Raw genomic sequence first — 19,828 nt, 5'->3', positions numbered from 1 at the left:
GATGTCTGCAATTTCACTATCTGAGCCCCATTGTGCTTTAAACGCCTCACCCCGCTCAAATAATTTTACACCGCTCCAGCTCACAACTTCTCCTTAACAAATCACACCATCCATTTACACATGCTAGTCTGCACAGATGTTTTTCCTTCTGTCCTGTCACAGGTCATATGAAACGCAGACTCTCTTTTCAGGTAAAACTTTTTCTGGCGCTGGTGTTCTTTTCCTGCCTGCTGTTAGCCCTGCTTGGGGTGATCCTGTTTCATTTCATTGACCGACAACTTCATCACGACCTTGGCCAACGCGCCCGCGTTCAGGCAAGTCAAATAGCATTGATGCCAGGGCTTGCGGAAAAAGTTGCCGCCAGAGACATCCCCGCCATCGCCCGTTTAATTCAGCCTCTGCGTAATGAGAGTGATGCCAGTTATGTTGTTATCGGCGATACCCACGAGCAGCATCTGTATCACTCGGAATCACCGGAACGCCTTAATTTACCGATGATTGGTGGGGATAATGCCGAGGTGTTGAAGGGTAAAACTATCATTTCCGTTCGTAAAGGCGGAATTGGGGTTTCATTACGCAGCAAGGCGCCCATTTTTAATGCACAGCATCAGGTGATCGGGATTGTCTCGGTCGGTTATCTGACGTCGTATATTGCCAATGTCAATGCCCGCATCCTTTGGCAGTCCGGGCTGTATGGCATCGCCCTTCTGCTGTCGCTGTTTATTTTTTCCTGGCTGTTCACCCGCAACCTCAAAAAGCAGATGTTCCGGCTCGAACCGAAAGATATCGCTCAGTTGGTTCTGCAACAAAAAGCATTGCTTGAGGCGATGTATGAAGGCGTATTTGCCGTTAACGATGAAAAGCGGCTGATTTTAATTAACCGTGCCGCCAGAGAGTTGCTGGATATTCGTCAAAGTGAGAAAGAACTTATCGGTAAACCTCTGGAAGCGGTTCTGCAAACGGCACCAGGCTTTTTATCACAGCGTTTTGCGTCGGTAAGCAGCGGCAGCCATGACCAGATTGCCGTGCTTAACCAGCGGGAAGTGATTGTTAACCGCGTGGCGATAGAGGTCGAGCCCGGTGTTGAAAGCGGCTGGGTCTATAGTTTCCGCGACAAAAATGACATTAACACGCTCAGTAGCCAGCTGAGTCAGATCAAACGCTACGCGGATAACTTACGCATGATGCGTCATGAACAGCTGAACTGGACCGCGACGCTGGTCGGGCTGTTGCAGATGAAACACTATGACGAAGCGATACGCTATATCCAGGTGCAGTCGGAAGGCGCACAGAAAGTGCTGGATTTCGTCTCTGCTCATTTCGCCTCCCCGGCCTTGTGCGGACTGCTTTTGGGCAAGTATGTCAGCGCGCGGGAGAAAGGCATTGAACTGCAGTTTGATCCCGCGTGTCATCTCACCCGGATGCCCGCCACGATCAACGAAACGGAACTGATGTCCATCATCGGTAATCTGCTGGATAACGCGGTTGATGCCACCCTCAAAGCCGCTGCCACCGACCCCGTCGAACTCTATATTTCTGACAGAAACCAGGAGCTGTTGATCGAAGTGGCCGATCGGGGCTGCGGCGTGGATGACGCCATGAAGCCTCATATCTTCAGGCAGGGATTCAGCAGTAAACCTGAAAACGGTAACGAAATCATCGGTGCAGAGCACGGTATCGGTCTGTTTCTGGTGGCAGGATATATTGATAAGGCTGGCGGCAATATAGAAATCACCGATAACAACCCACAAGGCACTATTTTTTCAGTGTTTATTCCCTATCGGCAGGATTAAAACATGACGACGACCCGCGCACTGAATGTGGTTATTGTCGAGGATGAACCCCACCTCGCGGAACTGCATCGTGAGTATATCGAACAGAATTTTCATTTACGTGTTGTTGGTATTGCCGCGTCGATTGAACAGGCGCATAGCCTGATCCGTGAGCATCGCCCACGGCTGATCCTTCTCGACAACTATCTCCCGGATGGTAAAGGCGTCGAGCTCATCGACAGCCCGCTGCTGAAAAGCGTTGAGTGTTCGGTCATCTTCATCACGGCCGCCAGCGACATGCAAACCTGTAGCCATGCGATGCGTAGCGGCGCGTTTGACTATCTGATCAAACCGGTCTTTTTCCAGCGCCTGCATGCCTCGCTGGAGCGGTTTATGCGTTTTATCCATACCGTACAGAAAGTCAAAGTGGTCGATCAGCATGCGCTGGATCGCCTGTTTAATCTGCCTGCCGCTGAATCCCCTCACCCTCCGTCCACCAAAGGAATTGAGCCTAATACGCTGGAACGCATTAAGCGATTTTTCGCGGATAATCCGGAGAGCAATATGTCCGTGGAACAGGTTGTGGAAAACGTCGGGATCAGCAAAACAACCGGGCGCCGGTACCTCGAATATTGCGTGGAAAGCGGATTTGTCAGCATCGAAATGCTGTACGGTAATATTGGCCACCCGAGGAGGCTGTATCGCAAAGTGCCGGACAAGCTCTGATCGATTGCTCATTTTCGCGGATTTAATGGTGTTAATTGCCTAAACAACGCCGAAAATCACACTTCAAGGGCTGGATCATCTTCCTCCTATTGCCTGCTCAATTCTATAGGCTATGTTGACGATTAGTTCATTAAATGTAACTAAAAGGTTAACTATAATGTCGAACACATTCCGAATTTCTCTGCTTACCGCAACCGTACTGATCTCATCTTCCGCACTGTCTGCGTTACCGCAGGGCTACCCTGCTGAGTATCAAAAAGTCGTGGATGCCGCGACCAAAGAAGGCAAAGTGGTTATCTATTCCACCACCGATACCAAAGCTGCCGGGCCGCTGATCGCGGGCTTTGAAAAGGCTTATCCGGGCATTAAAGTTGAATACAACGACATGAACAGCACCGAGCTGTACAACCGTTTTATCAGCGAACAGGCCTCCGGCGGCGGTAGCGGCGATGTGGTCTGGAGCTCGTCCATGGATACCGCGCTGAAACTCGCCACGGACTATGCCATGGAATACAAATCTCCTGAGCAAAGCCAGTTGCCAAAATGGGCGGTCTGGAGTGATAAGGCTTACGGCACCACCTACGAGCCGGTGGTATTCATCTACAACAAACGGCTGATCCCGGCCGGTGATGTGCCCGATTCACACGCGGCGCTGGCAAAACTTATCGCCAGCCAGACGGACAAATTCAAGAGCAAAGTCACCACCTATGACATCGAAAAGTCAGGTCTTGGCTTTATGCTTTCCGTGCAGGATTACAAAGCTGATCCCAACTATTTCAAAACGCTGGCTGACGTCGCCAAAGGCGGCTTAGCGGTGCAGTCATCTACCGGCACCATGATGGAAAGGGTTTCATCGGGTGAAAACCTGATTGGCTTTAACATCCTGGGATCTTACGCCGAAGCGCGCGCGAAGAACGATCCGTCACTGGGGATTTCCTACCCGAAAGATTATACCCTGGTCTTATCACGCGTCTCTTTCATCAGTCAGCAGGCACAAAACAGTAACGCCGCAAAACTGTGGCTGGACTATGTTCTGTCTGAAAAAGGACAAAGCATTCTCGCCAGTCAGGCGGATATTCCGTCCATTCGTAACGATATCGAAGGCAAGAATGATATCGACGGTCTGACAAAAGTCCTGGGCAGCGCACTGAAACCGATCCCGGTAGATGAAAGCCTGCTGGAGTACCTGCAGCCGAAAAAACGTCTGGATTACATCAAACAGTGGCGTACAGCTGCCGCCAAATAAGGCGATGCCCTGAGCGCGACGCGTGCCGTCGCGCCTCTTTTTCACTGACCTGATTTTGTTTTTCCGGGTTTCAGTACCAGGGATACTCCATGAATACATTACACAGAAAGTGGCAACGTCTGCCGCGCGGCGTTGTGGTGTTGATAACCGCGCTGGTTATCTACATTCCTTTGTCGTTTATCGTGATCCAGAGTTTCTTATCCGCCCCCTTCTTTTCACCGGCAAAAGAATGGAGCCTGGAATCATTCGGTTTCATTTTTACCGATCCTGATTTTTATAAGGCGCTGAGAAGTGGTTTTATTCTCGCGTTCGGGCTGGTGATTATCGCCATACCGCTCGGCGGCGTGCTGGCGTTTCTGATGGTACGTACCGATTTACCAGGGCGTCGTCTGATTGAGCCTCTGATCCTGGTGCCGATTTTTGTTTCGCCGATGGTGCTGGGGTTTGGCTATGTGGTAGCGGCCGGGCCGGTGGGCTTTTTATCGCTATGGGCGCAATCGCTGATCGGCTTTGTGCCGTGGAATATTTATGACATGTCGAGCATTGTGGTCATCGCTGGCCTGACCCATGTTCCGCACGCCTATCTTTATATCTCCTCGGCGCTGCGCAGCGTCGGTTCTGATGTTGAAGAGGCCGCGCGCACGGCTGGCGCCTCCCCTTTACAGGTGATGACGTCCGTCAGTTTGCCGATGGTACGCCCGTCGATCCTCTACGCTATTGTGCTGCTGTTCTTTCTCGGTCTGGAAGTGTTTGGTCTGATGCTGGTGCTCGGCGATCCGGAAGGTAACATGGTGCTGGCGACCTATCTGTACCAGCTCACCAACAAGCTCGGCACCCCGTCTTATCACCTGATGGCAGCGGTGGCCGTGGTACTGATCTGTATCACCATCCCGCTGGTGATGTTACAGCGTCGGCTGATGCGCACCGCTAACCGTTTCGTGACGGTGAAAGGCAAAGCGTCGCAAGCACGTGCCTTACCGCTGGGGAAATGGCGCTGGGTTGCCGGTGCGGTGGTGGTGTTCTGGCTGACCGTCACCATCGGCGTTCCCCTGCTTGGCGTGGTTTTGCGCGCATTTATCTCTAACTGGGGCGTCGGTGTTTCAGTTTGGGATGAGCTTTCTCTCAGCACATTCCGCACCATCTGGGCACAACCGAACCTGCTGCGCGCCATCGTCAACTCAATGGCTATCGGCGTGATTGGTGGTGCGCTGGCGGTGACCTGTTATCTGTTTGTCGGCATTGCCATGCACCGCAAACCGGACAACATCACGCGTTTTCTCGATTACAGCGTGCTGGTTCCGCGTGCGGTTCCTGGTCTGCTCGCCGGGCTGGCGTTTCTGTGGGTTTTCCTGTTCCTGCCGATGTGGCTCGATAACTCGCTGAAATCCGGCTGGCTTTCTGAGTTCGCCTGGTCTGACTGGATGCGCGAAAACCTGATCGTCTGGTTGCGCTCGCTACGTAACACAATTTTCAGCGTCTGGCTGGCTTACACCGTGGTGTGGATGGCGTACGGGCTGAGGCTTATCTCATCAACACTGTTGCAGGTAGGGCCAGAGCTTGAAGAAGCGGCACGCAGCACAGGGGCAACGCGCGGGCAAATCACCCGTCACGTCACGATTCCGCTGTCCCGCTATGGTCTGATCGGGTCGTGGCTGCTGATGTTCCTGATCTTTGAACGCGAATACTCAACGGGTGTTTATCTGCTCTCACCAGGTACGGAAACCATTGGTTCAATGCTGGTTTCACTGTGGGCGGCCGGAGCCATTGATATCGTGGCGGCGCTCTCCTTCATTAACATCCTGCTGGTCGTGATCGGACTGGGTATTGCCCTTCGTTTTGGAGTCAAATTACATGATTGAATTAGCGGTCGAGAATCTGCATTTAACTTACGGCGACAACCCGGTGTTAAAAGGCGTGTCCATGGATCTGAAACGTGGTGAAGTGGTCTCGCTGCTGGGGCCCTCCGGCAGCGGTAAAACCACCCTGCTGCGCGCCGTCGCGGGGCTGGAAAAACCGACTCAGGGGTCGATTGTTATTGGCAAAAACAAAGTCTATGACGGCACACCCCGCAGCGAAATTCCGGCGGAAGAACGTAATCTGGGGCTGGTATTTCAGTCCTATGCGCTGTGGCCGCACAAAACGGTTTTTGAGAACGTGGCGTACCCGCTAAAACTGCGCAAAGTCGCCACCAACGAGATCAACCAGCGGGTTCAGGATGTGCTGGATCAGTTAGGTCTTGGGCATCTTGGCAAACGTCACCCGCACCAGCTTTCCGGCGGTCAGCAGCAGCGCGTGGCGATTGGCCGGGCGCTGGTTTACAACCCGCCGGTGATCCTGCTTGATGAGCCGCTGTCTAACCTGGATGCCAAACTGCGTGAAGAAGCCCGCGTATTCCTTCGTGAACTGATCATCAAATTGGGTTTATCCGCGTTGATGGTGACGCATGATCAGAATGAAGCGATGTCCATTTCCGACCGCATCCTGCTGCTCAACAATGGCAAAATAGAGCAGCAAGGCACGCCGCAGGAAATGTACGGCTCGCCAAAGACATTGTTTACGGCAGAGTTTATGGGCAGCAACAATCGCCTGAACGGCAAAATCACCGACATGCGCGATGGCAAAGCACGTATAGAGGGAAACGGCTGGACGTTGTGGGGCCAGGCGGCAGAAGGCGTGCAAATCGGTCAGGATGCCACAGCGGTGATCCGCGTTGAGCGGGTGGCGGTAGTGGACGGCCCGGGAGAAAATCAGCTTGAACTGCCGTTGCTCACCAGCATGTATCTGGGCGACCGGTGGGAATACCTGTTCCGCCCGTCAGGCGGCGATGACTTAGTGATCCGCGCCTATGGCCACGAGGTTCGCGATCCCCAGCATTGCCACCTCTCGCTGCCTGAGAAACACGTGTGGGTTTTCGCCAAAAAAGGATAAGCATCCTCACGTCTCAGTCCGGAAGCAACTGTTCCAGCGCCAGGCCGCTCAGGCGCACGGTTTCCTGAAGACGCTCCAGGGAATACCCTGCCCGCGCCTTGATCGAAAGGCCCGCCATCATCGTCACCATAAAATCCGTTATCCGGGCGGCATCGTCCGGGTAACGTCTGGCGATAAAAGCCCGAATCTGAGCTTCTGCCGCGTTGTGCAAATCACAGGCGGCCTCACGCGCCTGCTGATCATTACTGTGCGTGCCCTCAAGAACCAGGCAACCGGTCGCGACCGGATCAGCAACATAGCGCCGGGCGGCCTCTGTTAATACCCCGATAAGCCCCTGCGCGACGGGGCGATCATCACGTAAAAGCACCGCAAACGGAATCGCGGCGGTACAGGAATAACGCGCCAGCACACGCTCATATAACCCGAGCTTGCTGCCGAACGCGGCATAGAAACTCGGCGGATTAATACCGAATGCTTTTGTCAGATCGGCCACACTCAGTGCGTCATAACCTTTTGAATGAAAAAGATGTTGTGCAATTTCAACTGCCTGCTCCGCATCAAATTTACGGGGGCGCCCCGGCGTGCGGTTATTTTTTGTAGTCATTACTACATAACTCCTTGACAGTCTGTTCGACTGCGACATATTGTAATCACCACTACAATATCACAAAGGACACTCCTATGGCTGCTTTTCACAATAAATCTGTTCTGGTTATCGGTGGTAGTCGCGGTATTGGCGCAGCTATCGTGCGACGCTTTACTGCCGAAGGCGCATCGGTTGTTTTCAGTTATGCCGGGTCGCATGACGCAGCGGAACAACTGGCGAAAGAAACCGGCAGCACGGCTGTCCAGGCGGACAGTGCCGATCGCGACGCGGTAATAAAACTGGTTCGTGACGCCGGAGCGCTGGATATTCTGGTAGTTAACTCAGGCATTGCCATTTTTGGTGATGCGCTGGAACAGGACATCGACGCGGTCGATCGTCTGTTCCGTATTAATATCCACGCGCCCTATCATGCTTCGGTTGAGGCGGCCCGTCAGATGCCAGACGGCGGACGCATTATCGTTATTGGTTCTGTGAATGGCGATCGGATGCCCGTCCCGGGAATGGCATCGTATGCTGTCAGCAAATCGGCGCTTCAGGGGCTGGCGCGTGGCTTAGCACGCGATTTTGGCCCGCGAGGGATAACGATCAACATCGTGCAACCCGGTCCTATCGATACTGATGCCAACCCGGCAGACGGCCCGATGAAAGAGCTGATGCACAGCTTTATGGCGATAAAACGGCACGGAACCCCGGACGAAGTCGCCGGAATGGTGGCGTGGCTTGCCGGGCCGGAGGCCTCTTTCGTGACCGGCGCGATGCACACCATCGATGGCGCGTTTGGCGCGTAACTCTCCCGCCTGTGTAAAAAGCCATGCTGCGCCGTTGCAGCGTGGCTGAGTATCAGAAAATCCTATCGCTAAGCGCTCCTCTCCCTTCAATGCCGGGTGTTATGTTTACCGACAACATTTTCACCGACAACATTGAAGCTACTGGAGATAAACGATGCGAAAGCTAAGCCAGCTCCCTGCTCCCCCCGAAAAAGGCTTATTGGGCCACGTACACTATTTAAAGAAAGGAAACATCCACCGGCAAATGATGGAATGGCAGCACCGCTACGGCTCGCTGTATCGTCTGCGCGCCGGGCTGAAAAAAGCGCTGGTCATTGCCGATGTGGATCTCATTCGCGAGATACTCAAAGCCCGGCCCCATGACTTCAGGCGTATCAGCAACATTGAGGCGGTTTTTGAGGAAGCGGGGATGAATGGTGTCTTCTCCTCCGAAGGCGAAAACTGGAAATTCAGTCGCCGTATTGTCGAGGGCGCACTTCAACCTGCACAGCTCGCGCGGTTTCACCCGCATATGCAGAGCATCACCGCCCGGTTCAGCGAACGGCTTGATTCATTAACATCAGCGACGCAGGGCGTATTCCTGACAGATGAATTCCGGCGTTATACCGCCGATATCACCACCATGCTGGCTTTCGGCAAAGACATGAACCTGACAGGCAGCAGCGACAACCCGGTATCGTCTGCCCTGCAATCCGTATTTCCTGTTCTGCACCGCCGCTGCCGCTCACCCTTCCCGCTCTGGCGGCTGTATCGCAGTCCGGAAGACAAAGCGTTTGATGAAGGACTGGGGCGGATCAAAGCCACGCTTGCAACGTTAATTGACGATCAACGGCGGATCATTGCAGCCGGCGACGTCACCACGCCGGAGAATTTTTTGCAGGCCATGGTGTTTCAGCAAATGGAACATCGGATGCTGACCGACCGGGACATTGTCGCCAACGCGCTGACACTGCTCCTGGCCGGGGAAGATACTACGGCGAACACGCTGGCGTGGACGGCATATCTGCTCAGTTGTCGCCCGGAGGCGGAACAGGCGCTGGTTCAGGAGATTGAGCAATACAATGACGGCGCTCCGCTTCCCTGGCCGCTGCCGTCCCTGCCGTGGATGAATGCCGTGATAAAGGAATCGATGCGACTCAAACCCGTGGCGCCGCAGATTTATCTGGAGCCGGTACGGGATACCCGGATCGGCGACGTTGAAGTCACTAAAGGAACACCGCTGTTTCTGGCGTTACATGCAGGCACTCTGGATGACACCAGCTTTTCTGACCCGCAGACTTTTGATCCCTCACGCTGGATAAAACGCGAAGGCGCCTCAACAAGCGCACTGTTTCCGTTTGGCGGCGGAGCCAGAATGTGCCCCGGGCGTTCCCTGGCGCTGACGGAGATTAAAATGGCGCTGCATGCCATCTACAGCAGATTCAAAATTGTGCCGATGCAGGAGCCGGAAACCGTGCAGGAGCGGTTTGCTTTCACCATGGCGCCGCAAAACTTCCGGGCCACCATCATCAGGCGCTAACGCTGCGTTTCCTTGCGCTGAATTCCTGGGTATACTGGATAAATTATCAGTATAAGGAGTCAGCGTGGCAAGGCGAAGTTCCACACCGCGGCTTGAGTTTGAAGCAGCGGCGATTTACCAGTACCCCGAGCATCTGCGTCCGTGGCTCGATGAACTGCCCGGTCAGCCCGGCGTATACCTGTTTCACGGCGAAAGCGACGCGATGCCGCTTTACATCGGCAAGAGTGTCAATATCCGCAGTCGTGTGTTATCGCATCTGCGGAATCCTGATGAAGCGGCCATGTTACGGCAGGCCCGGCGCATCAGCTGGCAGCCTGCCGCAGGCGAACTGGGCGCGCTGTTGCTTGAAGCCAGGCTCATCAAAGAAATGCAGCCGTTGTTCAACAAACGGCTGAGAAGAAACAAACAGCTCTGTTCGCTGCAGCTTAATGACGATCGCCCGCAGGTAGTCTATGCGCACGAAATCAATTTTGCCCTGAAAGAGAACCTGTTTGGCCTGTTTGCGAACCGCAGAGCCGCACTGGAAGCGCTTAAATCGGTCGCCGATGAACAAAAGCTTTGCTACAGCGTAATGGGGCTGGAGCCGTTAAACCGTGGTCGGGCGTGTTTTCGTTCGTCGCTGGGCCGGTGCGCAGGCGCCTGCTGTGGCCGCGAAACGCTCGCGGCGCACAATCAACGGCTTCGCGAGGCCATGGCGCACCTTCAGCTGATTTGCTGGCCGTGGGCGGGCGCCGTGGCGCTGGAGGAAAAAGGCGACACCATGACCCAGTTTCATATCGTTAATAACTGGCTGTGGCTGGGGGCTGTCGATTCGCTGGCACAGGCCAGTACGCTGACGCAGTTACCCGCGGGGTTCGATCAGGACGGCTACAAGATCCTTTGCCGCCCTATGCTCAGCGGGGCATTCACCCTTCACCCGCTTTAATGATGATGCTGGTGACGCACCGCGCCTGCCGCTCCCCGGCGTTGCCCTTCTCCTGAAATCACCACGCCCTGGGTTTCGCGGCCAAACGCGACGAACGCGCAGATCAACACGGCGACAACGCCCGCGACCAGTGCCATGGCCAGACCATAATTACCGTCATGCGTTTCCGCGATCCGCGCCTGCAACGTGGCGTTGACCGATGCCAGCAGGTTACCCAGTTGATAGACAAAACCTGGCAGCACGGCACGCGCATTCGACGGCACCAGTTCGTTCAGCCACGTCGGCACCACGCCCCACGCGCCCTGCACCACAAACTGCATCAGGAAAGCGCCGAGACCGATGTTAAACGAGCCGGTGGAGAACGCCCACAGCGGGATCACCGGTAGCGCCAGAAACGCGCCAATCATGATCGCTTTTTTGCGCCCTATCCGCTCCGACATGGCACCGAAAAGGATCCCGCCAAGCATCGCGGCGATGTTATAGGCGATGGCGATAATGCTGACCGTGTGCGGATCAAACCCGTGCTGAACTTTCAGGAACGTCGGGTAAAGATCCTGGGTGCCGTGGCTGAAGAAATTAAAGCACGCCATCACCAGCACCAGATACAGACACAATTTCCACTGGCTGCGCAGTACCGGCAGCAGCGCGGTACTCTCTTTGCGCTCACGGGCGGCCAGCCACACCGGTGATTCCGGCACTTTAAACCAGATATACGGCAGCAGCACAATCGGCAGCGCGCCGATCAGGAACATACCGCGCCAGCCCACCATGCTGTAGAACAGGCCGAAAATAATCGACGCCAACAGATAACCACAGGGGTAGCCAGCCTGGAATATTCCGGACATCAGCCCGCGCGAACGGTCAGGGATGGTCTCCATCGCCAGTGATGACGCAACACCCCAGATCCCGCCCATCGCGACGCCGTAAAGTACGCGAAACGCCAGAAACGCGGTAAAGCTTGGTGACCATGCGGAAAGCAGCTCAAACACGGTGAAGAACAGGATGTTGAGCATCAGGATCGGACGGCGACCATACTTTTCCGCCAGTCGCCCAAACAGCAATGCGCCGATCGGCCGCACCGCCAGCGTCAGCATTATGGCGATAGAAACGTCGGAGACCGAGGCGTGAAACCAGTCCGCGAGGTCGCTTAAAACAAACACAAGGATGAAGAAATCAAAGGCATCGAGCATCCAGCTGGTAAAGCTGGCAAACGCTACGTGCCGTTGTCTAGAGCTCCAGTCGAAAGGTGTATACATGAGATAATGTCCGGCAGTTGTTATCTTTTTGTATATAGCATGTAAATTTACGTCAGCGCGAAGCTAATGATTACATTTTGTTAACACTTTCCGCTTTGCACATGATTTGTCACATTATTGACATGGAATTGAGAGGGAATTGATTCGCCCGCAAGCGCGGGCGAAAGAGTGATACCAGAGTTTACGCGGCGGAGAGTGACGCCATATCAATCACAAAGCGGTATTTCACGTCGCTCTTCAGCAGCCGTTCATACGCGGCATTGATATCCTGAATGTTGATCACTTCCACGTCCGAGACAATGCCGTGTTCCCCGCAGAAATCGAGCATCTCCTGTGTTTCGGCGATACCGCCAATACAGGAACCGGCAATGCTGCGGCGCCCGGTGATCATCGGCATGGTGTTAAAGGTCGGGCTGTCGCCCAGCAGGCCAACAAAAACCAGCGTGCCGTCGCGTGTCAGCGTCGGCAGATACGGGTTGATGTCATGCTCATAGGGCACGGTGTCGATAATCAGGTCGAACTGATTATGCACGGACTGCATCTGCGCATTGTCCGTTGACAACACCACGTTGTGCGCGCCGAGACGACGGGCATCCGCTTCTTTGCCTGGCGAGCGCGTAAACAGCGTCACCTCCGCGCCCAGCGCATGCGCCAGCTTCAGCGCCATATGACCAAGCCCGCCAAGACCAATCACCGCGACTTTACTGTCAGCGCCAATTTGCCAGTGACGTAGCGGCGACCAGGTGGTGATCCCGGCGCACAGCAGCGGCGCCGCCCCCTTCAGATCCATCTCTTTTGGCAGATGCAGAACGAAGTCCTGACTGGCGAGAATGACTTGCGAGTAGCCGCCGAAAGTTTGCGTGTGGTCGTGGCGATCGCGGCCGTTGTAGGTCTGCGTATTACCCTCTTCACAATATTGCTCCAGCCCCTCTTTGCAGGGTGCGCAGACACGGCAGGAATCGACCATACAGCCAATCGCCGCCAGATCGCCGGGCTTAAATTTAGTGACACTGTCACCAACAGCGGTCACCCGCCCGACGATTTCATGGCCCGGCACGATGGGATATTCGCTGAAACCCCAGTCATTGCGGGCCTGGTGGAGATCAGAATGGCAAACGCCACAGTAGAGAATTTCGATGGTGACATCATCAGAGCGCGGCGCACGGCGGTCGAACAAAAACGGTGCCAGCGGCGCAGACGGTGTTTGTGCAGCATAACCCAGTACTTTCATGGTTAACGTCCTCATTATGATAACAAGGTGAGTAACGGCTCAAAGCATGCTCGCCCGATGATAACGCCAAATGCAGAAAGGCGAAATCAGCAGGTGAATGTTCTTAAAGCCGGTGGCGCAATTTGCTATTTCTGTTGAGATGATCGACTATCATTACTGCATCAAATAGCTGCAATGCACTATGGGGTTACATTTCGTCCGGCAGCGCCGGGCTTGTCCTTGAAACCAGAACAGGATTAAGGAGTAAGAATGAAATCGAACCGTCAGGCACGTCACATCCTCGGCTTGAACTATAAGCTTTCGAATCAGAAAAAAGTGCTTATCGAAGACAATCACGAAACGCTGGTCAACCACGCCCACTCTACCGGCCGTAAACGCCGCGAAGGGTAACCGTTCGCTGAAAGGATGACGCATAACACCATCTTCCGCTGAAGGTGGTGTTTTTTTATGGGTAAAAAATACAGATTTACCCTTTTCATTAACATTTGATTTATACTTTGGCGCTTCTGTCGTACCTACAAAACCCTGTCATGGACTGGAAAGATGACAAAGGAGTGAAGTGAGATGTTACTAAATCATAAAAAAAACCGTTCCCTTTATATCCCTTACGCTGGCCCCGTTCTGCTCGAATTTCCGCTGCTGAATAAAGGCAGTGCTTTCAGTATGGAAGAACGTCGCAGTTTTAACCTGCTTGGGCTGCTGCCTGAAGTGGTGGAATCCATCGAAGAGCAGGCAGAACGCGCCTGGATCCAGTATCAGGGCTTTAAGACGGAAATCGACAAACATATTTACCTGCGCAATATCCAGGACACCAACGAAACCCTTTTCTACCGGCTGGTCGAAAACCATCTCGAAGAGATGATGCCGGTGATCTACACCCCGACGGTGGGCGCTGCCTGTGAACGCTTCTCTGAGATCTACCGCCGCGCGCGCGGGGTGTTCATCTCCTACGAAAACCGGCAGTACATGGACGACATTCTGCAAAACGTCCCTAACCACAATATCAAAGTGATCGTGGTGACCGACGGCGAGCGCATCCTCGGCCTTGGCGATCAGGGTATCGGCGGGATGGGCATTCCTATCGGCAAACTGTCGCTGTACACCGCCTGCGGTGGCATCAGCCCGGCCTATACGCTGCCGGTGGTACTGGATGTCGGCACCAACAATCAGCAATTGCTGAATGATCCGCTGTATATGGGCTGGCGTCATCCGCGCATTACCGGCGAAGAGTATTACCAGTTCGTTGATGATTTCATTCAGGCCGTCAAACATCGCTGGCCTGATGTGCTGTTGCAGTTTGAAGATTTCGCACAGAACAACGCCATGCCGGTGCTGACCCGCTATCGCGACGAAATCTGTTCGTTTAACGACGATATTCAGGGCACTGCGGCGGTGACCGTTGGCACGCTGATCGCCGCCAGTCGCGCGGCTGGCAGCCAGTTAAGCGAGCAAAAGATTGTTTTTCTCGGCGCAGGATCCGCGGGTTGCGGTATCGCCGAGCAAATTGTGGCGCAGATCCAGCGCGAAGGACTCAGTGAGGAGCAGGCTCGCCAGCGCGTCTTTATGGTCGACCGCTTCGGGTTGCTGACCGATCAGATGCCAAACTTGCTGTCGTTCCAGACAAAACTGGTGCAGAAACGCGAAAATCTGAGTTGCTGGGACACGGCAAACGACGCCCTGTCGCTACTTGACGTGGTGCGTAACGTTAAACCGGATATTCTGATTGGCGTATCGGGCCAGATTGGGCTGTTCTCGGAAGAGATCATCCGTGAAATGCATAAGCATTGCCCGCGCCCTATCGTTATGCCGCTGTCAAACCCCACGTCACGCGTGGAAGCGACGCCGCAGGATATTATCGCCTGGACGGAAGGCAACGCCCTGGTGGCGACCGGCAGCCCGTTTGCCCCGGTGGTGTGGAAAGATAAAATTTACCCCATCGCCCAGTGCAACAACGCCTATATTTTCCCCGGTATCGGTCTTGGCGTCATCGCCTCCGGCGCATCACGCATTACCGATGAAATGCTGATGGCCGCCAGTGAAACGCTGGCCGAGTACTCGCCGCTGGTCAATAATGGCGAAGGGATGGTGCTGCCGCCACTGAAAGAGATCAAAGACGTTTCCCGGGCTATCGCCTTCGCCGTGGGTAAAATGGCGCAGCAACAGGGTGTGGCGGTGAAAACGTCCGCCGAAGCACTGCATCAGGCGATTGACGATAACTTCTGGTTACCGGAATACCGCAGCTACCGCAGAACCTCCATTTAATCCCCCTTTCCTCCCGGCAGCGCGGTCTGCCGGGCTGGTCAAGCGCGCTTTTCCCCGCTACACTCCTTTCACCCGTCAACTTACTGAATAAAAAAGGAGGATCCCCATGCTGTACTGTGAACATCTTATTGTTTCACGTGCATTTGGCGATCGTGCCAGCTCAAGCGTTATCGGTTTCGTGCTGCGATAACTTCGGCTTGAGCGAAGAAACACTGTCTTAAACCCTTCCCTCGGGCTTACCGGGTTATCGTCAGCGATGTATGACGAGGTACGACTGTACCTGTAACTCTTGAGTAAGCAATGAGCACATTACTGACTGTACAATCTCTCCACGTGGACACCGCGTTCGGTCCGCTGTTTTCTGACATCTCTTTCACGCTGAAAAAAGGCGATCGCCTCGGCTTAATTGGCTACAATGGCTGCGGCAAAAGCACGCTGTTAAAGGTGCTGGACGGTACTCTCTCACCCACCTCGGGCAGCGTTTCACGGGCAAATCATTGTCTGCTGGCCCGCGTTGAGCAGCACCTTCCCGCTGAAATTTACCCGCTGACGATGCGTGATGCCGTTCTGACGCAACTGCCGCCCGGCGAACGCGAAAACCAGGGCTGGCGCGCCGATGCGTTGCTGGCAGAAATGGGGTTCAGCGACGCGGATATCCGGTTGCAATCGGCCACGCTCAGTGGCGGCCAGCATACCCGGCTGTTGTTAGCCCGGGCATTAATCCTCCAGCCCGATCTGTTGTTGCTGGACGAACCCAGTAACCACCTCGATCTTCCGACCCTGTTATGGCTGGAAAGCTTCCTTAAAAACTGGCATGGAAGCTTCATACTGGTCTCCCATGATAGCCAGTTATTGGATGTTGTAACTAATGGAACTTTACTCCTGCGCGATAACACGCTCTACAGCTTTACCCTGCCATGTACAGCAGCACGAGAAGCGCGAGCCGCGCAGGATGAGAGCGATGCGCTGCGTTTCAAAGCTGAACAAAAGGAGATTGAGCGCATCACCACCAGCGCGAAACGGCTGGCGATATGGGGGCGCACATACGACAACGAAGACCTGTCACGGAAAGCCAAACAGATGGAAAAGCAGATTGAACGGCTGAAGGAGAACCAGACGGAGGTCACTGCCGGTAGCCACTGGCAGTTGCAACTGCATGGTGACGCGCTTCGCGCTGACCGTCTGCTGGAAATGGAAGCGTTGAGCGTCTCTCCGGCGCCCGGCGTGCCGCCGCTGTTCACCGCCCCGCTCGCCCGCCTGAAAAGCGGTGATCGGGTGGCTATTATGGGTCGCAACGGTTGCGGAAAATCAACGCTACTCAGGCAGATCTGGCAGCACTATCAGGGCGTTCAGAACGCACAGATAAAGCTTCATCCCCGCGTCAGCCCAGGTTATTACGACCAGACGCTGCATCAGTTGCCGGATAACGCCACGCTGCTGGAGGCGCTGGAGCCGTTCGCCCCGGCCGCCGAGGTACGCAAGAAAGCGCTGATCAGTGCCGGTTTTCCCTGGGCACAGCACGGTCAGAATGTCAGTACGCTGAGCGGCGGCGAGCGATCGCGTCTGCTGTTCGTCGGCCTGTCGCTGGCGCGCTACAGCCTGCTGATGCTGGATGAGCCAACCAACCACCTGGATATGGAGGGCAAAGAAGCGCTGGCGGAGACCTTGCGAGATTACGCGGGTGGCGTGCTGCTGGTCAGTCATGACCGGAAACTGATTAGCGAAAGCTGCAACCGTTTCTGGCTGATTGATAACGGCACGCTTAGCGAGTGGCACGACCTGGAAGCGGTAGCAGAGCAACTGCGAACAACAGCAGCGGTGAGCGACGCCATCGCTAAGCCTGAACCTGCCGTAGTACCGACGCAGGAAGAGCATCTGCTGGAACGGCTTATCGAGCTGGAAACCCGCCTGGCGGAGGATCTGGCGCGCAAGCCGAAACATCAAAAACCCGCGCTGCAAGCGCAATGGCGACGCGAGATTGCGCGGCTTAACGCGAAACTGTAAGCCATGGCGGCGGCGCGAGTCGCCGCCTTTTTGTTACCTGACGATCGGAATTTTGCGAGCCTCATCGGTTACCTGATAACGCGCTGTTGCAACAGCCGCATCCTGTATCCACACTTCGGATGGGTTTATTTAACCCAAACTGACACGGTGATAGCGTCAGCGAAAGGACTTACTATTCTAAGGAGCAAGGTATGCAAATTATTTATCCCGATGATTATTCCAGTCAGGCCAGACCGGACGAAACCTTCGCGCAGGAGTATTTTTGTGCCCAACAACGCGGCATAACCTGCCTGTTGTTGGCTTCCGAAGCGGCCGCCGTGGGTAAGTACAAATTCTCCGGCGCGATTGAACCTGATGTTCCCGTTATCTGGCGCGGATGGATGCTCAGTGAGGTTGAATATCGCCAGCTGGCTCGTGCCGTGGAGGCGCGCGGCGGAAAGATGCTCGAATCGACAGAGCAGTATTTGCGCAACCATCACATTAACGGCTGGTATGATCGCTGCAAAGCCTTCACCCCGGAAACTGTGCTGACGACGCCAGAGGCCGATTTTGACGCGCTGACCGGCCAGTTGCAGTGGCCTGCCTATTTTGTGAAGGATTACGTAAAATCGCTGACTACGTCCCGCGGATCAGTGGCTCACAACGCAGAAGAGATCCGCGAGGTACTGAAGCTGATTGCGCACTACCGTGGCACCCTTGAAGGCGGTGTCAGCCTGCGTCGTTTCGAGCACTTCGTCAACGATACAGAACGCCGGTATTTTGTGCTTAACGGTCATGTGTTTTCCGCTGACGACCAGGTCCCTGAACAGGTTGCCGCCATCGCCCACTGTGTGGATACGCCGTTTTACTCGATTGACGTGGTGATGAATACCGACGGTGAATTGCGACTGGTTGAGATTGGCGATGGACAGGTATCTGACGTCAAAGAGTGGAATGTCGAAAAATTTGTCGCGATATTTCGCTAAACAGCAAAAATCCCCGCCTCCGTTAAGAGCGCGGGGATTTCATCAGCACAGGTGTTATTTAATCCCTTCTGTGCTCTCCTTTTTCGCTTCCATTTTCTCGACGTCGCGATACCAGCGCGGGTGATGTTTCTTCGCCCAGCGGCGACTCACCTTCCCTTCGATCATGCCTTTAATGGACCCTTTCACCCAGAACGCCATATAAACGTGGATCAGAATGGCGTGGATTAAAATAATGGCCGAGGTCGCATGAAGCAGCAGGCTGTAGCGAATCACCTGCATCGGGAAATAGTCGGCAAAGTACGGACGCCAGATAATAATACCGGTGACCAGCAGCACGAAAATCATGCTCATGATCGACCAGAACATCATCTTTTGCCCGGCATTGTATTTGCCGACATCGGCCACTTTATGCTCGTTGCCTTTCAGGACTTCGACTATCCCTTTCAGCCACGGAATATCCTTTTTGTCAGGGATATTGTGACGAACGAAACGCACAAACATAAACATCAGTGCGAAGAAGATCACCACGCCGAAAAAAGGATGCAGAATGCGCCCCATCTGCGGCGTCCCGAAGGTTTCCGTCAGCCATTGCAGGGTCGGAAAGAAAAACGAAATCCCCGACAGCGAAACCAGAAAGAAGCAGATGACCACCGTCCAGTGACAGGCGCGGTCAATGAATTTTGTCCGCACAATCATTTTCGATTTATTCATCATGGCCTTCCTCGTCGTCGTCCACTTCCTTGTTAGGACCAATACCGATGTAGTGATAAATCAGCCCGGCGAAGGTCGCGATAAACCCTGCCGCCGCTAGCGGTTTCAGCGCCCCTTTCCACAAATTGATGCTGGTATCAATGTTCGGTTCTTTTGGCAGGTTGTGGTACAGCTCAGGTTCGTCGGCATGATGCAGAACGTACATGACGTGCGTACCGCCAACGCCTTCCGGGTTGTAGATCCCCGCCTGCGGATAACCGCGCGCTTTCAGCTTATCGACCCGCGCCTGCGCCACCTCCAGCATCTCTTTTTTGGTGCCAAAGTGAATGGCACCCGTCGGACAGGTTTTCACGCATGCCGGCTCCTGGCCGACGCTGACGCGATCGACACAGAGCGTACATTTGTAGACGCGGTTGTCCTCTTTATTGAGACGCGGAACATTGAACGGGCAGCCCGCGATGCAGTAGCCGCAGCCGATGCAGTTTTCCTGCTGGAAATCGACGATCCCGTTAGCGTACTGAATGATAGCCCCCGCGGACGGGCAGGCTTTCAGGCAGCCCGGATCCTCACAATGCATACAGCCATCTTTGCGGATCAGCCACTCCAGCTTGCCGTTCTGTTCGGTTTCGCTAAAACGCATCACCGTCCAGGATTTGGCGCTCAGATCGGCGGGATTGTCGTACACGCCGACGCAGTGCCCTACCTCATCGCGAATATCGTTCCACTCAGAGCAGGCCACCTGGCAGGCTTTACAGCCTACGCAGGAGGAGACATCGATAAGCTTCGCCACTTCCTCTTTGTAATCACGCGCACGCGGCGCGGGCGTGATGGGATTGGTGGCGGAGCGCTTGAGAATGTCCTGTGTTTCCATTGACATAAATACGCTCC

Annotated in this window: 17 protein-coding genes; 12 read left to right on the top strand and 5 right to left on the bottom strand. The window is 54.7% G+C overall.

Going from position 1 to position 19,828, the window contains the following annotated elements; all coding sequences use genetic code 11:
• Positions 1-167: 167 nt before the first annotated feature.
• The 5 genes from AOY23_RS13475 (at position 168) to AOY23_RS13455 (ending at position 6,672) form a co-directional block, all read left to right on the top strand.
• Positions 168-1,793, top strand: a complete 1,626-nt coding sequence (locus AOY23_RS13475; RefSeq protein WP_054180124.1) for an ATP-binding protein — start codon at positions 168-170, stop codon at positions 1,791-1,793.
• 3 nt (positions 1,794-1,796) lie between these two features.
• Positions 1,797-2,498, top strand: a complete 702-nt coding sequence (locus tag AOY23_RS13470; RefSeq protein WP_054180123.1) for a response regulator — start codon at positions 1,797-1,799, stop codon at positions 2,496-2,498.
• A gap of 157 nt (positions 2,499-2,655) precedes the next feature.
• Positions 2,656-3,744, top strand: coding sequence for an ABC transporter substrate-binding protein (locus tag AOY23_RS13465; protein WP_054180122.1), 1,089 nt, complete (start codon positions 2,656-2,658; stop codon positions 3,742-3,744).
• 89 nt (positions 3,745-3,833) lie between these two features.
• Complete coding sequence (locus AOY23_RS13460; protein WP_054180121.1) at positions 3,834-5,603, top strand: ABC transporter permease; 1,770 nt, start codon at positions 3,834-3,836, stop codon at positions 5,601-5,603.
• Positions 5,596-6,672 carry an ABC transporter ATP-binding protein gene (locus AOY23_RS13455; protein WP_054180120.1) on the top strand — a complete coding sequence of 359 codons (1,077 nt, stop codon included), beginning with the start codon at positions 5,596-5,598 and terminating at the stop codon, positions 6,670-6,672. Before AOY23_RS13460 ends, AOY23_RS13455 begins: the two co-directional genes overlap by 8 nt.
• Positions 6,673-6,685: 13 nt before the next feature.
• On the opposite strand, the gene AOY23_RS13450 is transcribed toward AOY23_RS13455, so the two are convergent.
• Positions 6,686-7,276 carry a TetR/AcrR family transcriptional regulator gene (locus AOY23_RS13450; protein ID WP_054180119.1) on the bottom strand — a complete coding sequence of 197 codons (591 nt, stop codon included), beginning with the start codon at positions 7,274-7,276 and terminating at the stop codon, positions 6,686-6,688.
• A 77-nt stretch (positions 7,277-7,353) separates the two neighbouring features.
• Here AOY23_RS13450 and bdcA point away from each other — a divergent pair, with 77 nt between their 5' ends.
• The 3 genes from bdcA (at position 7,354) to cho (ending at position 10,511) form a co-directional block, all read left to right on the top strand.
• Complete coding sequence (gene bdcA, locus AOY23_RS13445; protein WP_054180118.1) at positions 7,354-8,067, top strand: SDR family oxidoreductase; 714 nt, start codon at positions 7,354-7,356, stop codon at positions 8,065-8,067.
• A gap of 154 nt (positions 8,068-8,221) precedes the next feature.
• Positions 8,222-9,586: a cytochrome P450 gene (locus AOY23_RS13440; RefSeq protein WP_054180117.1), complete on the top strand. Its 1,365-nt coding sequence runs from the start codon at positions 8,222-8,224 to the stop codon at positions 9,584-9,586.
• A 64-nt stretch (positions 9,587-9,650) separates the two neighbouring features.
• Positions 9,651-10,511: an excinuclease Cho gene (gene cho, locus AOY23_RS13435; RefSeq protein WP_054180116.1), complete on the top strand. Its 861-nt coding sequence runs from the start codon at positions 9,651-9,653 to the stop codon at positions 10,509-10,511.
• On the opposite strand, the gene AOY23_RS13430 is transcribed toward cho, so the two are convergent.
• Together AOY23_RS13430 and AOY23_RS13425 are read right to left on the bottom strand one after the other, a co-directional pair.
• A complete protein-coding gene (locus AOY23_RS13430; protein ID WP_054180115.1) occupies positions 10,508-11,767 on the bottom strand; it encodes an MFS transporter in 1,260 nt (419 codons plus the stop codon). The two genes, cho and AOY23_RS13430, sit on opposite strands and share 4 nt — an antisense overlap.
• Before the next feature lie 181 nt (positions 11,768-11,948).
• On the bottom strand, positions 11,949-12,998 hold the full coding sequence (locus tag AOY23_RS13425; RefSeq protein WP_054180114.1) for an NAD(P)-dependent alcohol dehydrogenase: 1,050 nt from the start codon (positions 12,996-12,998) through the stop codon (positions 11,949-11,951).
• Between the two features lie 249 nt (positions 12,999-13,247).
• On the opposite strand from AOY23_RS13425, the gene sra reads away from it, so the two are divergent.
• The 4 genes from sra to AOY23_RS13405 all read left to right on the top strand — a co-directional run bounded on the left by sra (position 13,248) and on the right by AOY23_RS13405 (position 18,229).
• Positions 13,248-13,388, top strand: a complete 141-nt coding sequence (gene sra, locus AOY23_RS13420) for a stationary-phase-induced ribosome-associated protein (RefSeq protein WP_054180113.1) — start codon at positions 13,248-13,250, stop codon at positions 13,386-13,388.
• 174 nt (positions 13,389-13,562) lie between these two features.
• Positions 13,563-15,260, top strand: a complete 1,698-nt coding sequence (locus AOY23_RS13415) for an NAD-dependent malic enzyme (RefSeq protein ID WP_054180112.1) — start codon at positions 13,563-13,565, stop codon at positions 15,258-15,260.
• Positions 15,261-15,560: 300 nt separating this feature from the next.
• Positions 15,561-17,264, top strand: a complete 1,704-nt coding sequence (locus AOY23_RS13410; protein WP_054180111.1) for an ABC-F family ATP-binding cassette domain-containing protein — start codon at positions 15,561-15,563, stop codon at positions 17,262-17,264.
• Between the two features lie 191 nt (positions 17,265-17,455).
• Complete coding sequence (locus AOY23_RS13405; protein ID WP_054180110.1) at positions 17,456-18,229, top strand: ATP-grasp domain-containing protein; 774 nt, start codon at positions 17,456-17,458, stop codon at positions 18,227-18,229.
• A gap of 54 nt (positions 18,230-18,283) precedes the next feature.
• Here AOY23_RS13405 and fdnI read toward each other — a convergent pair whose 3' ends face one another.
• Positions 18,284-18,940 carry a formate dehydrogenase-N subunit gamma gene (gene fdnI / locus AOY23_RS13400; protein WP_054180109.1) on the bottom strand — a complete coding sequence of 219 codons (657 nt, stop codon included), beginning with the start codon at positions 18,938-18,940 and terminating at the stop codon, positions 18,284-18,286.
• The gene (fdxH, locus tag AOY23_RS13395; protein ID WP_054180108.1) at positions 18,933-19,817 is read right to left on the bottom strand and encodes a formate dehydrogenase subunit beta; all 885 of its coding nucleotides are present in this window, start codon (positions 19,815-19,817) and stop codon (positions 18,933-18,935) included. Before fdxH ends, fdnI begins: the two co-directional genes overlap by 8 nt.
• Positions 19,818-19,828: the final 11 nt, after the last annotated feature.

This window comes from Trabulsiella odontotermitis (assembly GCF_001297775.1).
GTDB classification, from domain to species: Bacteria; Pseudomonadota; Gammaproteobacteria; order Enterobacterales; family Enterobacteriaceae; genus Trabulsiella; species Trabulsiella odontotermitis.
Note: the sequence above shows the minus strand (reverse complement) of the source record. Positions and strands in the feature narration are given on the sequence as shown.

Excerpts from the sequence above, each read along its gene's own strand:
- AOY23_RS13475 (WP_054180124.1), top strand. The coding sequence starts at position 168 with ATGAAACGCAGACTCTCTTTTCAGGTAAAACTTTTTCTGGCGCTGGTG.
- AOY23_RS13470 (WP_054180123.1), top strand. The coding sequence starts at position 1,797 with ATGACGACGACCCGCGCACTGAATGTGGTTATTGTCGAGGATGAACCC.
- AOY23_RS13465 (WP_054180122.1), top strand. The coding sequence starts at position 2,656 with ATGTCGAACACATTCCGAATTTCTCTGCTTACCGCAACCGTACTGATC.
- AOY23_RS13460 (WP_054180121.1), top strand. The coding sequence starts at position 3,834 with ATGAATACATTACACAGAAAGTGGCAACGTCTGCCGCGCGGCGTTGTG.
- AOY23_RS13455 (WP_054180120.1), top strand. The coding sequence starts at position 5,596 with ATGATTGAATTAGCGGTCGAGAATCTGCATTTAACTTACGGCGACAAC.
- AOY23_RS13450 (WP_054180119.1), bottom strand. The coding sequence starts at position 7,276 with ATGACTACAAAAAATAACCGCACGCCGGGGCGCCCCCGTAAATTTGAT.
- bdcA (WP_054180118.1), top strand. The coding sequence starts at position 7,354 with ATGGCTGCTTTTCACAATAAATCTGTTCTGGTTATCGGTGGTAGTCGC.
- AOY23_RS13440 (WP_054180117.1), top strand. The coding sequence starts at position 8,222 with ATGCGAAAGCTAAGCCAGCTCCCTGCTCCCCCCGAAAAAGGCTTATTG.
- AOY23_RS13430 (WP_054180115.1), bottom strand. The coding sequence starts at position 11,767 with ATGTATACACCTTTCGACTGGAGCTCTAGACAACGGCACGTAGCGTTT.
- AOY23_RS13425 (WP_054180114.1), bottom strand. The coding sequence starts at position 12,998 with ATGAAAGTACTGGGTTATGCTGCACAAACACCGTCTGCGCCGCTGGCA.
- sra (WP_054180113.1), top strand. The coding sequence starts at position 13,248 with ATGAAATCGAACCGTCAGGCACGTCACATCCTCGGCTTGAACTATAAG.
- AOY23_RS13415 (WP_054180112.1), top strand. The coding sequence starts at position 13,563 with ATGTTACTAAATCATAAAAAAAACCGTTCCCTTTATATCCCTTACGCT.
- AOY23_RS13410 (WP_054180111.1), top strand. The coding sequence starts at position 15,561 with ATGAGCACATTACTGACTGTACAATCTCTCCACGTGGACACCGCGTTC.
- AOY23_RS13405 (WP_054180110.1), top strand. The coding sequence starts at position 17,456 with ATGCAAATTATTTATCCCGATGATTATTCCAGTCAGGCCAGACCGGAC.
- fdnI (WP_054180109.1), bottom strand. The coding sequence starts at position 18,940 with ATGAATAAATCGAAAATGATTGTGCGGACAAAATTCATTGACCGCGCC.
- fdxH (WP_054180108.1), bottom strand. The coding sequence starts at position 19,817 with ATGTCAATGGAAACACAGGACATTCTCAAGCGCTCCGCCACCAATCCC.